Here is a 12247-nt window from a genome sequence, read left to right on the forward strand (position 1 = left end):
AACACAGATAGGCGCGCGCCCCCCGGTCCGCCAAGAGCCTACAAGTCAAGGTGAAGCGTTCCGTGCGCCAGGGACTCCGCCTCGGCCGTGGCCGTGCCGTCGGCATCGGCGAGATTCAGCGCCGGCAGCAGCCGCAGCGGCGCGCGGGAGCCGCGGCGGGCAGCGACCAGCAGCCGCGTCGCCGGTCGGCCCGCCCGCGCATGCACCGGCAGGAGCCCCGTTGCACCGAAGCGCCCGTCCATCGCGGACAACAAGGCCGGCAGGCAGGCGGGCGGCGCGATGCACAGAAAGCAGGCGCCGTGGCGCGACAGGGCCGCCGCGACGTGAAGCCACCGCGCCAGGAACGCGCCGTCCGGCATGGACAGCGCCTCGCGGCGCAGCGGCGATGGCGAGGCGCGATGCCCATGCGGATAAAAGGGCGGATTGGTCAGCACATGGTCGAAGCTGCCGTCGCCCAGCCCTGCCGCCTCGCGCGCGGCGCGCGGCGCCAAAAGGTCCGCCTCGACGATGGAAACGCGGGCCGCCAGCCCGGAGTTTCCGTCCAGCGCCAGCCCCGCCCGCGCGCAGGACGCCATCTCGGCGGTCTTCTCCGCCAGCACGACGCGCAGCGCCGGGGCGCGGCTCGCCGCTGCAAGGCCGATGGCGCCCGACCCGGCGCCCATGTCCAGAGCGCGGCCAGTGGCGCCCGCGGCGACGCCGGACGCCACCAGAAGCGCATCCAGCCCCGAGCGGTACGCTCCCTTGCGCGGCTGCACCAGGTGGAAGGCGCCGCGCCAGAAGGCGTCGTGCGACAGCGATGGCTCAGGACAGCTCATGGCCGAGCCCGGCCTCCCGGAGCAGCGTGCGCGCGGATTCCACCGCGTCGGCATCCACCATCATCCGGCGCGGCAGCGCACCGATCGAACCATCGAGGATGCTCATGTGCGAGTCCGCGATGAAGTGGCCGATGCCGGCTTCCTTGAGAAGGGATTCCACAAAGGATATGAGGACGGCGTCGTTGGATCGGATGAGTTCCAGCATGATGGCATCTCGGCACGAATCGGGCGCCTGTCGCAAGGCGGAGCATGGTAATCGGGCAAAACGCTTTCATTTGGCCGCGCGAGCGTCATCTAACACCTTGCCGCTGGCCGCGCCGAAGTTTATTCCCGGCGTGTCGAACGGAGTGACATCGTGAGCCTTGCAAATTCCGTCAGCGCGCTTTCGCCGCGGCCATCCATCGAGGCCATACTGGACCTGACGAGGTCCGATATGGACCGCGTGAATGCGCTGATCCTTTCCATGGCCGGTTCCAACGTCGAGCTGATCCCCGAGATCGCCGACCACCTGATCTCGTCGGGCGGCAAGCGCCTGCGCCCCATGCTGACGCTGGCAGCGGCGCAGGCCTTCGGCTATCGCGGCGACGGACATGTCAGGCTGGCGGCCAGCGTCGAGTTCCTGCACACGGCGACGCTGCTGCATGACGATGTGGTGGATGAAAGCGACATGCGGCGCGGGCGTCGCACCGCGCGAATGATCTGGGGCAACCAGGCCAGCGTGCTGGTGGGGGATTTCCTGCTGGGTCAGGCGTTCAAGATGATGGTCGAAGTGGGCTCCATGCGCGCGCTCGCCATCCTGTCGAACGCCTCCGCCGTGATCGCCGAGGGCGAGGTCTGGCAACTGTCCGCCGCCAAGAAGATGTCCACCGGCGAGGCCGACTACCTTGCCGTGATCGAGGCCAAGACGGCGGCTCTGTTTGCCGCGGCGGCTGAGGTCGGCCCGGTCATCGCGCAAGCGTCCGAGGCCGACATCGCCGCCATGCGCCGCTACGGCATGGCGCTGGGCCTCGCCTTCCAGCTCGTCGACGACGTGCTCGACTATGGCGGGTCCGCGGATGCGCTGGGCAAGAATGTCGGGGACGATTTCCGCGAGGGCAAGATAACCCTGCCCGTCATCTTCGCCCATGCCCGCGCCGACGAGGCCGAGCGCGCATTCTGGCGCGCCGCCATGGAAGACGGCCGCAACGACGACGAGGCGCTGGCGCAGGCCATGGCCCTGATGCAGAAGCATGGCGCGCTCGAGGAAACGAAAGAGCGGGCCCGGCGCTATGGCGCCGAAGCGCTGGACGCGCTGTCGGGCCTGCCGGCGTCGCCGGTGCGCGGCGCCCTGGCCGACGTGGTCGATTTCTGCATCGACAGGATCAATTGATCTCGGCCCCAAAAACGTCATGCTGGTTCCGGACATTGCACCGGACCAATTCTCATTCTTTCGGATCGATGCTCCAGGGGGCGTGACACGTGCAGAAATACGGTACCCGGAAATTCGCACTCGCCACGGCACTCGCGAGTTTTACCATGTTTCTCCATCCGGCCTTCGCCGCCTCGACGCAGGACGACATGAGGCTGGTCCGCAGCCTGCCCGAGGTCAACGTCCAGTCGCTTTCGGGCGCCTACCTCGCCGCGAAGTCCGCGCAGGCCGCGGGCGCGCTCGGGGTCGCCAGCGACTATTATGAAAAGGCGCTTACCATCGATCCCTCGTCGCTGCCCCTTCAGCGCGAGGCCATGTTCACCTTCCTCGCCGACGGCCGCTTCGATCGCGGCGTCGAGCTGGCCGCCAAGCTGCGCGACGACGACGATGCCGGAAAGGTCGCACGGATCGCGCTGGGCATGGATGCGCTGCGCACGGGGGCCTTCGACGCGGCGGTGGAGAATCTGGATCTGCCCGATTCGAGCGAGCTCGACACGCTGCTGCTCGGCCAGCTTTCGGCCTGGGCGGATGCCGGCAAGGGCGATCCCGCCGCCGCCATCCAGCGGCTGGACGAGATTTCCGGGCCACCCTGGTTCGCCATCTTCAACCTGTACCAGAAGGGCCTGATCTTCATGCAGGCCGGCCAGCCCGACGAGGCCCGCCGCGTCCTGAAGGTGCTGCTGGACGACAGGGCCTCCGTGCAGACATCGCCCGATGCCTATCTGGCCGCGGTCGAAACGCTGGCGCGGCTTGAAATGCAGGCCGGCAACAAGGATGCCGCCGAAGAGGCCCTTGCCTACGGGCTTCAGGTCGCGCCGACCTACGATCCGATCCTGTTTCTCGAGCGCCAGCTCGACGCAGGGGAAACCGTGGCCCCTGCCGTCCAGACGCCCCAGCAGGGCGCGGCCGAGGTGCTCTACACGCTCGGGCAGGCGATCAACCGGGGCGACGGGCGCGATGTCGCCCTGCTTTATTTCCAGCTGGCGGATGCGGTCAGCGAAGCCGCCCCGGACAAGCTCGTCACCGCGCTGGCCGGCGTCGCCGAGCAGGGCGAGCGCGTGGACCAGGCCATCGCCTATTACGACCGCATTCCGGACGATTCGCCCTATCGGCGCACCGCCACGTTGCAGAAGGGGCTGGACCTCTGGTTCGCCGACCGGAAGGACGAGGCGACCACCGTCCTGGAATCGGCAATCGACACTTATCCGGACGACCTGCAGGCGCATCTGGCCTTCGCCGACGTCCTGACCGCCGGCAAGAACTACGGCCGCGCCGCCGAGGTTCTGGAGAAGGCCGTGGAGCTTGCCCCGGAAAACGGACCGCAGAACTGGAACATCTACTACCAGCGCGGCATCGCCTATGAGCGCCTCCAGGAATGGGACAAGGCGGAGCCTAACTTCCGCAAGGCGCTGGAGCTTTCGCCCGACCAGCCACAGGTGCTGAACTATCTCGGCTATTCCTGGGTCGACATGAATCGCAATCTGGACGAAGGGCTGGATCTCATCCGCAAGGCCGTCGAACTGCGTCCGAACGACGGGTACATCATCGATTCGCTCGGCTGGGCCTATTATCGTCTCGAGCGGTTCGATGATGCGGTCGAGCAACTGGAACGCGCCGTCCTGATCACGCCCGCCGACCCGACCATCAACGACCATCTCGGCGACGCCTACTGGCGCGTCGGCCGCGAGCGCGAGGCCCGTTTCCAGTGGCAGCGCGCGCTGGACGGCAATCCGGCCCCGGAGGAAGACCTCGTGGCCAAGATCGAACAGAAGCTCGAAAACGGCCTTCCCAGTGTCGCGGACGATCCGGAATTGAACCATGCTCCGCGCTCCAACCCCGGCGACCGCGCCTCCGTCGATACGCCTGGGACGCCGGAAGCCGCCGAAGACGCCAAGCCGAACTGACGCCATGGCAGCGGGTGCGGCCAAGACTGCAACGGCCCATGCCAAGATAAACCTTGCGCTCCACGTCGTCGGCAGGCGCGCCGACGGCTATCACCTTCTGGACAGTCTCGTTGCCTTCGCCGACGCTGGCGACCGCCTCACCCTCACACCCGCCGACGACGATGCCCTCCATCTGTCGGGGCCGTTCGGTCACGGTCTGAAGGGGCACGACAACATGGTCGCTCGCGCGCTGGCACTGGCGCGCCAGGTGGGCGAAGCGCACGGTCACGCGATCGGCCCTCTCTCCATCCAGCTCGAAAAGAACCTGCCGATCGCCTCCGGCATCGGCGGCGGTTCCGCCGACGCGGCGGCGGTTCTAAGGGCACTGTCGCCGGGCATGCCCCAGGCGGCGCGGCAAGACCTTGCCCGCGCGGCGCTCGACCTCGGTGCCGACGTGCCCATGTGCCTCGACGGACGGGCGCTCGTCGCGCGCGGCATCGGCGAGGCATTGTCGCCCCTGCCGCAATTTCCCGCCTTGCCGATGGTGCTGGCCAATCCCGGCATAGCGGTCTCCACCCCCGCCATCTTCAGGGCGCTGCCGAAAGCGGAAAATGGCCCCCTGCCCGATCGTCCGGGACAGGGTTTCGAGACCGTCGAAAGCGTCGTCGCTTACCTTGCTCTGTGCCGCAACGACCTGGCGGCGCCGGCCATGCGCCTGGAGCCGGTCATCGCCACCTGCCTTCACGCCTTGCAGGCGGCGGGCGCGGCGCATTCGGCCATGTCCGGCTCCGGCGCCACGTGCTACGGCCTGTTCGAGGATGCATCGCAGGCGCAACGTGCCGCCGGCGCCATGGCCGCCGCCCATCCCGGCTGGTGGGTGTGCGCCACCAATACAAGCCCGACGCACGACAGGAAGGCCGCATGACAACGCCCGAGCGCCCGTTCATCCCGCTGTCCATCGCCGTGTTGACGATCTCGGACACCCGCACGCTTGCCGACGACCGCTCGGGCGATACGCTGCAGGAGCGGCTGGAAGCCGCCGGCCATCGCCTTGCCGCCCGCGGCGTCGTACCGGACGACATCGAGGCCATCCGCACCCGCGTCCGGGAATTGGTGGGCGACCCCGCCGTCGACGTGGTGATCACGACGGGCGGCACCGGATTTACCGGGCGCGACGTCACGCCCGAAGCGGTCGAGCCGCTCTTCGACAAGCGGATGGACGGGTTCTCCGTCGTCTTCCACCAGATCTCGATGCAGAAGATCGGTGTCTCCACCATCCAGTCGCGCGCCGTTGCGGGACTGGCCGGAACCACCTTCCTGTTCGCGCTTCCCGGCTCTCCCGGAGCCTGCCGGGACGCATGGGACGGTATCCTGGCGGCGCAACTCGACTACCGGCACAGGCCATGCAATTTCGTGGAGATCATGCCTCGGCTGGACGAGCACCTGCGCCGGGGTGGGCGCTCGGCCTAAGCGCCGGCTACCTACGGCGTTGCGGCTCGCCATCCGGCGGCCTCGGCCGCATGTCGGCGGAAAGCACCATCGGGCGGAGAGTGCGAACCAGCCCGGCCATTCCGCGATCCGGCGTCACGGCGGCCATCGCATCGGATTTGCGGGCGACAAGCCCCCCAGCCATCAGGGACCGTCGAAACGTCAGCCCCGCCCATAGAAACGGCCTGTCCTGACGTGCCACGCGAAAACGCGCCGCCCGGGCTCGCGCGCGGCCTTCGGCAGCATCCGCAAGAAAACCCGATATCTCGTCCACCCAGCCGGGGGTCGGACGCGCCCCCGCCTCGATGAACAGGATCCAGTCTCCCTTGGCGGCGGCGATACAGGCCAGAAGCGGCTCTTGCCGGATACGGCAACCGGCATGGTCCGCTACGCGGCGGGCCTCCGGGCCCATGCCTTCGTCGATCAGCACCACGTCGCCGACCAGCCCTTCGACCGCACCGGGGACGAGGGAGGCGAGCGTGGACGCGATCAGGACGGGCTCTTCACGAGCTTCAATCAGCACGGACAACATGTCACACCGATAGAACATTCCGCGACGGAAGGGAAATCACCGCGTTGCGGGCTTCGGCATGCCGACCGTCCTCGCATCCTGTTCTTGATTTGTTCTCTCCGGAGGCCTATCTCTGGATGACGGAAACGGAGAACGGCCATGCAGCAGATCGGGGTGGCAGACAAGGCGGCTTTCGGCCCTGGCGGCGTGGACATGGCGGAGCATCTCGTCCAGCAATCCGGCGTGCGCGTCGGTGTCGAGCGTCGACGCGGCCGGGGCGCGGGCGTCAATCCGACGGGCCGGTTCGAGCCCTTCTCGCGCGCAAGCTTCGACGATGGCTGGAACTCGCTGGAAGAGCTGCCGCCCTTCAAGACGGAAGTCCAGGTCGAGCGTCCGAAGACGATCATCACCCGCAACGCGTCTCCCGACATTTCCTTCGACCGCTCCATCAATCCCTATCGTGGCTGCGAGCATGGCTGCATCTACTGCTTCGCGCGGCCGACGCACGCCTATATGGGCATGTCCCCCGGCCTCGACTTCGAGTCGCGCCTGTTCGCCAAGCCCAATGCCGCCTCCCTGCTGGAGGCCGAGTTGTCGAAGCCCGGCTACGAGGTCCGGTCCATCGCCATCGGAACGAACACGGATCCCTACCAGCCCATCGAAAAGAAGATGGGCATCATGCGCGAGATCCTGGAGGTGCTGGAGGCCGCCAACCATCCGGTCGGCATCGTCACCAAGTCGGCTTTGGTCACGCGCGATATCGACATCCTGTCGCGCATGGCCGCCAAGGGCCTCGCCAAGGTGGCTTTGTCGGTCACGACCCTGGACAGGACACTCGCCCGCACGATGGAGCCCCGCGCCGCCACTCCGGCGCGGCGGCTGGACGCGGTCCGGCAACTGAGCGAGGCCGGCATCCCCGCCATGGTCATGACGGCGCCCATCGTGCCGGGCCTGACCGATTCCGAGATCGAGCGCCTGCTGGACGCGGCTCATGCGGCCGGCGCGCGCGAGGCCGGCTACGTACTGCTACGACTGCCGCTGGAGGTATCCCCTCTCTTCAAGGACTGGCTGCTGCGCCATTATCCGGATCGCTACCGCCATGTCCTGTCGCTGATGCGTTCGATGCGCGACGGCAAGGACTACGACGCGGAGTGGGGAAAGCGCATGCGGGGCACCGGCCCCTATGCCATGCAGATCCGCCGCCGCTTCGAGTTGGCCGCACGTCGCCTGGACCTGAACGAAAGCCGCACGGTGCTGCGCACCGACCTGTTCGTGCCGCCGCGCGGCAACGGAGTGCAGCTTTCGCTTCTCTGATCACGGTTGCCTCCCCTCCCCCGAGGGAGGCTTGCGGAGGATCGGCTTTTGCGGGATTGCTACCCCGATGGCATATCGCAAGACCGATTCTCCGCTCCAATCCAAGGCCGTTGCCGCACGTCCGGATTTCACGATCGAGGAAGAGCGCCTGGCGCGCGGGGCGCGCTGCGTGGCCGGCGTGGACGAGGCCGGGCGCGGCCCCCTTGCGGGGCCCGTCGTGGCCGCGGCCGTCATACTGGATCCGGCCAACATCCCTGACGGTCTCAACGATTCCAAGCAGCTCGACATGGCCGAGCGCGAGCGCCTCTTTACCGAGATCGTGCGCTTCGCCACCGTCTGCGTCGCATCGTCCAGCGCGGCCGAGATAGACCGCATAAACATCCGGCAGGCGACGCTGCTTGCCATGCGCCGCGCCTTCGACGGGCTGCCGGCGCCCGCCTGCCACGTGCTGGTCGACGGACGGGACGTACCGCCGAGCTTTGCCCTGCGCGGCACGGCCGTGATAGGCGGCGACGCGCGCTCCCTGTCGATCGCAGCGGCGTCCATCGTCGCCAAGGTCACGAGGGACAGCATGATGAAGCGGCTATGTGCGGCGTTTCCGGCCTATGGCTTCAGCCGCCACATGGGTTACGCGACCCCCACCCATCTCGGCGCCCTGCGCGATCACGGTCCGTGCCTCTACCACCGCATGAGCTTCCGGCCGATCCGGCAGGACGAGCCCGTCCTGTTCTAGGCTGAATCGACATTCAGCCTGGAGCGCACGAAAAAGGGCGGAGCCGAAGCCCCGCCCTTTCCGATCCCTGTCCGGCGGTGCCGGAAAACGCTCTAGTTGAGACGGCGGCGCACTTCCTCGATGGAGCTTTCCGTCAGGCGCGTATCGGAGCCGAGATCGTTGTCGCGGATGATCCGCTCTGCCGCGGACACTGCGATGTTGACGGCCGAAGCGCGAACCTCGGCGATGGCATCGGCCTCTGCCTGAGAGATCTTCTGCTCCGCAGCCGCCGTACGGCGCGTCACATACTCTTCCGTCTTGGTGCGCGCCTCGGCCACGATCGCATCGGCTTCGCGCTTTGCGGCGGCGACGATGTCCTTGGCCTCGGCTTCCGCCTCGCGGCGGCGGCGCTGATACTCGGCAAGCTGCTGCTTGGCCTCTTCCTTGAGTTCGCGGGCTTCGTCGATCTCGGCCTGGATCCGGGCCGCGCGATCATCCAGCGACTTGGCGATGGTGCGATGCGTGTTCACGTACCACAACAGCACGAAGAACAGGATAAGGGCGACGAGTGCGAAGAAACTTGCGTCGAATGCCATTGGTCAGCCCTCCTTAGCGCGATTCACGGACGGCGTTCGCGACATCCTCGCGCGAGACGTCCTTGCCCGTCAGTTCGGTCAGGATAGCCTCTGCGGCGTCCTCGGCGATGGCGCCGACATCGGCGAGCGCCCTGGCCTTGATATCGGCGATCCGCGCCTGGGCGGCATCCAGCTTCGCCTCCAGCTCCGCCTCGTTGCGGCGGCGCTCGCTCTCGGCGCTCTGGCGCGCTTCGTCACGGGCCGTATGGCCGATGGCATGGGCACGTTCGCGCGCCTCCGCCAGTTCCTGCTCGTAGGCGGCCTGCGCCTCGTCGGCGTCGGTGCGCATGCGCTCCGCGGCCTCGAGGTCGGCGGCGATCCGATCGCGGCGGCCTTCGATGATGCCGGCAAGGCGCGGCACGATGGTGCGCGACAGGATGAGATAAAGAATGCCGAAGGAGATCGCCAGCCACAGGATCTGCGAGGCGAAGAACTCTGTCTCGAGCGGCGGAAAGCCGGCGCTTTCATGCACCTCGTGGCCTTCCAGGAACTCGGCTTCCGGCGTCGGCGGAACGGCTCCAGGCTCTAGCGGAGCGTTGCCCGTCGAATGGTCCTGGACCTGCGCATGGGCTTGGCTGATGAACATCTCTCACCCCGGTCTATACAAGGCCGGCCGCCTCGATTGTACAAGGCGGCCGGAAGCACAATCCTCGTTCAGACTGAACTTAGACGAAGAGGAGGAGAAGAGCGACGAGGAGCGAGAAGATGCCCAGCGCTTCCGTCACGGCAAAGCCGAACACGAGGCGGCCGAACTGGCCGTCGGCAGCCGACGGGTTGCGAAGAGCGCCCGAAAGGAAGCTCGAGAAGATGTTGCCGAGTGCAAGCGCCGTTCCGGCCATGCCGAAGCAAGCGAGACCAGCACCGATGTAGCGAGCGGCTTCCGCGTCCATGTGAAACTCCTGTTTTGGATCGTGCGGGAAGAATCCGCGGCCAAGGCCGCGAAAGTCGAAGGGGTTCTAGACCATCCGAAGCTCCAGGTGAACCGCCGGATGGTCCGTATTCTCAAAGTTTCCTCAACCTGATCATCGCGATCATGTGAAGACGATCAACCTCAGTGATGCGGATGCACCGCGTCGTTGAGATACATGCAGGTCAGCACCGCGAACACATAGGCCTGCAGGAAGGCGACCAGGAATTCGAAGGCCGTCAGGCCCATCGTCATCAGGAGCGGCAGGATGGCGCCTGCAATGCCGATCGCGCCGAGCGAGCCGAGCGAGACGACGAAGCCGGCGAAGACCTTGAGCGCGATGTGGCCCGAAAGCAGGTTCGCGAAAAGACGAATCGACAGCGAGATCGGCCGGGACAGGAAGGAGATGACCTCGATGACCACCACGAAGGGCACGACCGCCGCGGGCACGCCCGACGGAACGAAGACCTTGAACCAGGACAGGCCGTGCTTGGCGATGCCGTAGGCGACCACGGTACCGATCACCAGCATCGCCAGCCCGAAGGTTACGATGAGGTGGCTGGTGACTGTGAAGAAATAGGGGAACATTCCGAGCAGGTTGGCCACCAGCACGAACATGAAGAGAGAGAACACCAACGGGAAGAAGACCATGCCCTTGGCACCAGCCGAATCCCGCAACATATTGGCGATGAACTCATAGGCCATCTCGGCGACCGACTGGGTCCGCGTCGGTATCTGGCCCCGGCCGCTGGTGGCGACCCAGAGGAAACCGGAAGCGGCAACCACCGTGACCGCCATGAACAGCGACGAATTGGTGAAGGAAAGATCGAGGCCGCCGATTTCGATCGGCACGAGCCGAGAAATCACGAATTGATGAAGCGGATCGTTCGCCAAGCGTCTGGTCCTCTGTCGCATGGGTGGCCGGCAATGCACGCCGGTCGACCCCAATCCTTCGATCTGAGCACGGATCCGGCGATACGAAGACAGGCAGTCTCCGTCGTCATTCGCATGAAGCTCCGTGCGGGCGACACTGCCATAGCGTCACAAGGACGGCTTCGCAACTCCCTAAGGCCGATCAAGACGGTCTTGTTGGCTGGAATCCGGCGACTTTTTGTCCTTCGAGACCGATCTGACGACATTCGTCACGCCGGCGGCGAAGCCGAACAGCAGAAATACGATCAATCCGAAGGGCCGCGTATCGAAGGCGAGATCGATTCCGTAGCCGATGAGCGCACCGACGACGACGCCGGCGATGAACTCCGATGCGATCTTCAGGCCGGCGGCCATTCCCGACAGCCCCCCCTTCGGCTGCAATGCCGAAGGTTGCGGCGCCTGGCGTGCGCGCGCCGCGTCGAGCCGCTCGTCCAGGCGGGCGCGCCGAGCCAGGAATTCCGGGTCGTGCGAAGGGCCTTCCGGCTCCTGTCCGTTCACAGCCATGAGCGCGGCCTTCCGTCAGTTCCACCCGCCATTATAGGTGCGATAGAAGACATGGAGGCCGATCTTGTCCACCTTTTCCATGGTCCGCGCCCAGCGCGGACGTACATAGGTGGCGTGATAATGCGTGGCGGACCCCACGTCCGGCAGCCATGTCCGGCCGGTCGTGACGTCCATGGCGATGCGTTCGGCGCGCTCGTAGGCGCGCTTGTTCGTGATGCGGTCGGCGCGCCCGTCGCAGGCAAAGGAAAACTGGCAGCGATTGCGCCAGTTGCGGTTCTGGTACACGACGCCGCAGATCGTGTCGGGATAGGCCGGATTGCGGACCCGGTTCAGAATCACTTGCGCCACGGCCTCCTGGCCGCGCTCCGATTCTCCGCGTGCCTCGAAGTAGATGCCGGTCGCCAGGCATGTCTGCTCGGCTTCGCCGAAGGCTTCCGCCGGAAGGGGCGTCGCCGCCCAGGCATGGTCCTTCTCGCCGATCGGCGGCACGAAGGATGGCCCCTCGCCGCCCAGCAGCGTGTCGAAGCGGCTGGATGCGGCCGGCCCCGCGGCAGGGGCATAGCCGAGTTCCATCGTGCCGGCATCGGCTTTCGCCTCGCGCAGCAGCGGCTTCTCCGACGCCTGCGCGTCGGCCACGGCCATGGTTTCCTCGACGGTGTCCTTGAAGGGGCTGGCGCGTTCGAAGCGCGCGAGCCGGTCGGCGCTGGCCTCGAAACTGGCCGGCAATCCGGACAGCGCCGTCAGCATGACCGCGTCCCCGCCGGCGATCTCGGTGGCCAGGCGCGGACCGTCGCGGGCGATTCGCCCCGTTGAGAAACGCTTCAGCAGCGTATACTGGCTGACCACCCGGCCACCACGTTCCGCCGGTTCGGAAACGGGCCGCAACGATGCGAGCTCTTCCCGCTCCAGTTCGATCGCGCCCTGCAGGAGGCCGGCGGCGATTTCCAGCTCGAGTTCGGGGCGTTCCGAGACGGCGGTGGAGGAGTTCTGGCAAAGCACGGCGCCCGTGGCCAGGAGCAGCGATGCGACGAGGCTGCCGGCACGCCGTGCAAGACCGCCGGAGCGTCTGGGAACGGGCTGTCGTGCAGCTCTTCTGGTGACGCTCATGATCGGCATCCATGTCATTTCGATGGATGT

General features: G+C 66.8%; 15 protein-coding genes. 6 read left to right on the forward strand and 9 right to left on the reverse strand.

The annotated features are described in order from the left end of the window. Positions 1-38: 38 nt before the first annotated feature. A complete protein-coding gene (locus NDN16_RS05700; RefSeq protein WP_251112670.1) occupies positions 39-815 on the reverse strand; it encodes a tRNA1(Val) (adenine(37)-N6)-methyltransferase in 777 nt (258 codons plus the stop codon). Beyond that, on the reverse strand, positions 802-1020 hold the full coding sequence (locus NDN16_RS05705) for a DUF2007 domain-containing protein (RefSeq protein ID WP_251112671.1): 219 nt from the start codon (positions 1018-1020) through the stop codon (positions 802-804). Before NDN16_RS05705 ends, NDN16_RS05700 begins: the two co-directional genes overlap by 14 nt. Before the next feature lie 150 nt (positions 1021-1170). Here NDN16_RS05705 and NDN16_RS05710 point away from each other — a divergent pair, with 150 nt between their 5' ends. The 4 genes from NDN16_RS05710 (at position 1171) to moaB (ending at position 5576) form a co-directional block, all read left to right on the forward strand. Next, positions 1171-2184 carry a polyprenyl synthetase family protein gene (locus NDN16_RS05710; protein WP_251112672.1) on the forward strand — a complete coding sequence of 338 codons (1014 nt, stop codon included), beginning with the start codon at positions 1171-1173 and terminating at the stop codon, positions 2182-2184. Positions 2185-2330: 146 nt separating this feature from the next. Next, positions 2331-4127, forward strand: a complete 1797-nt coding sequence (locus NDN16_RS05715; RefSeq protein ID WP_251112673.1) for a tetratricopeptide repeat protein — start codon at positions 2331-2333, stop codon at positions 4125-4127. A gap of 4 nt (positions 4128-4131) precedes the next feature. Continuing rightward, entirely contained in the window at positions 4132-5031 is a 900-nt protein-coding gene (locus NDN16_RS05720) for a 4-(cytidine 5'-diphospho)-2-C-methyl-D-erythritol kinase (protein WP_251112674.1), read from the forward strand. Continuing rightward, entirely contained in the window at positions 5028-5576 is a 549-nt protein-coding gene (gene moaB, locus NDN16_RS05725; protein WP_251112675.1) for a molybdenum cofactor biosynthesis protein B, read from the forward strand. Before NDN16_RS05720 ends, moaB begins: the two co-directional genes overlap by 4 nt. Positions 5577-5583: 7 nt before the next feature. Here the strand turns inward: moaB and NDN16_RS05730 are convergent, their stop codons facing one another. Continuing rightward, positions 5584-6117 (reverse strand): glycosyl transferase family 2, encoded by a 534-nt coding sequence (locus tag NDN16_RS05730; RefSeq protein WP_251112676.1) that lies wholly within the window; start codon positions 6115-6117, stop codon positions 5584-5586. 147 nt (positions 6118-6264) lie between these two features. Here NDN16_RS05730 and NDN16_RS05735 point away from each other — a divergent pair, with 147 nt between their 5' ends. Both NDN16_RS05735 and NDN16_RS05740 read left to right on the forward strand, forming a co-directional pair. Continuing rightward, positions 6265-7419 (forward strand): PA0069 family radical SAM protein, encoded by a 1155-nt coding sequence (locus tag NDN16_RS05735; RefSeq protein WP_251112677.1) that lies wholly within the window; start codon positions 6265-6267, stop codon positions 7417-7419. 67 nt (positions 7420-7486) lie between these two features. Further along, positions 7487-8152 carry a ribonuclease HII gene (locus NDN16_RS05740; protein ID WP_251112678.1) on the forward strand — a complete coding sequence of 222 codons (666 nt, stop codon included), beginning with the start codon at positions 7487-7489 and terminating at the stop codon, positions 8150-8152. Positions 8153-8244: 92 nt separating this feature from the next. On the opposite strand, the gene NDN16_RS05745 is transcribed toward NDN16_RS05740, so the two are convergent. The 6 genes from NDN16_RS05745 to NDN16_RS05770 form a co-directional block, all read right to left on the reverse strand. Further along, positions 8245-8727 carry a F0F1 ATP synthase subunit B family protein gene (locus tag NDN16_RS05745; protein WP_251112679.1) on the reverse strand — a complete coding sequence of 161 codons (483 nt, stop codon included), beginning with the start codon at positions 8725-8727 and terminating at the stop codon, positions 8245-8247. Positions 8728-8740: 13 nt separating this feature from the next. After that, on the reverse strand, positions 8741-9352 hold the full coding sequence (locus NDN16_RS05750) for a F0F1 ATP synthase subunit B (protein ID WP_251112680.1): 612 nt from the start codon (positions 9350-9352) through the stop codon (positions 8741-8743). A gap of 79 nt (positions 9353-9431) precedes the next feature. Beyond that, on the reverse strand, positions 9432-9656 hold the full coding sequence (locus NDN16_RS05755) for a F0F1 ATP synthase subunit C (RefSeq protein WP_039189151.1): 225 nt from the start codon (positions 9654-9656) through the stop codon (positions 9432-9434). Positions 9657-9817: 161 nt separating this feature from the next. Then, a complete protein-coding gene (locus NDN16_RS05760) occupies positions 9818-10567 on the reverse strand; it encodes a F0F1 ATP synthase subunit A (protein WP_060603054.1) in 750 nt (249 codons plus the stop codon). A 171-nt stretch (positions 10568-10738) separates the two neighbouring features. Next, positions 10739-11110, reverse strand: coding sequence for an AtpZ/AtpI family protein (locus tag NDN16_RS05765; RefSeq protein ID WP_251112681.1), 372 nt, complete (start codon positions 11108-11110; stop codon positions 10739-10741). 15 nt (positions 11111-11125) lie between these two features. Then, positions 11126-12217: a cell wall hydrolase gene (locus tag NDN16_RS05770; RefSeq protein WP_251112682.1), complete on the reverse strand. Its 1092-nt coding sequence runs from the start codon at positions 12215-12217 to the stop codon at positions 11126-11128. Positions 12218-12247 lie beyond the last annotated feature (30 nt).

It is taken from the genome of Aureimonas altamirensis (genome assembly GCF_023702225.1).
Lineage (GTDB): Bacteria > Pseudomonadota > Alphaproteobacteria > Rhizobiales > Rhizobiaceae > Aureimonas > Aureimonas altamirensis_B.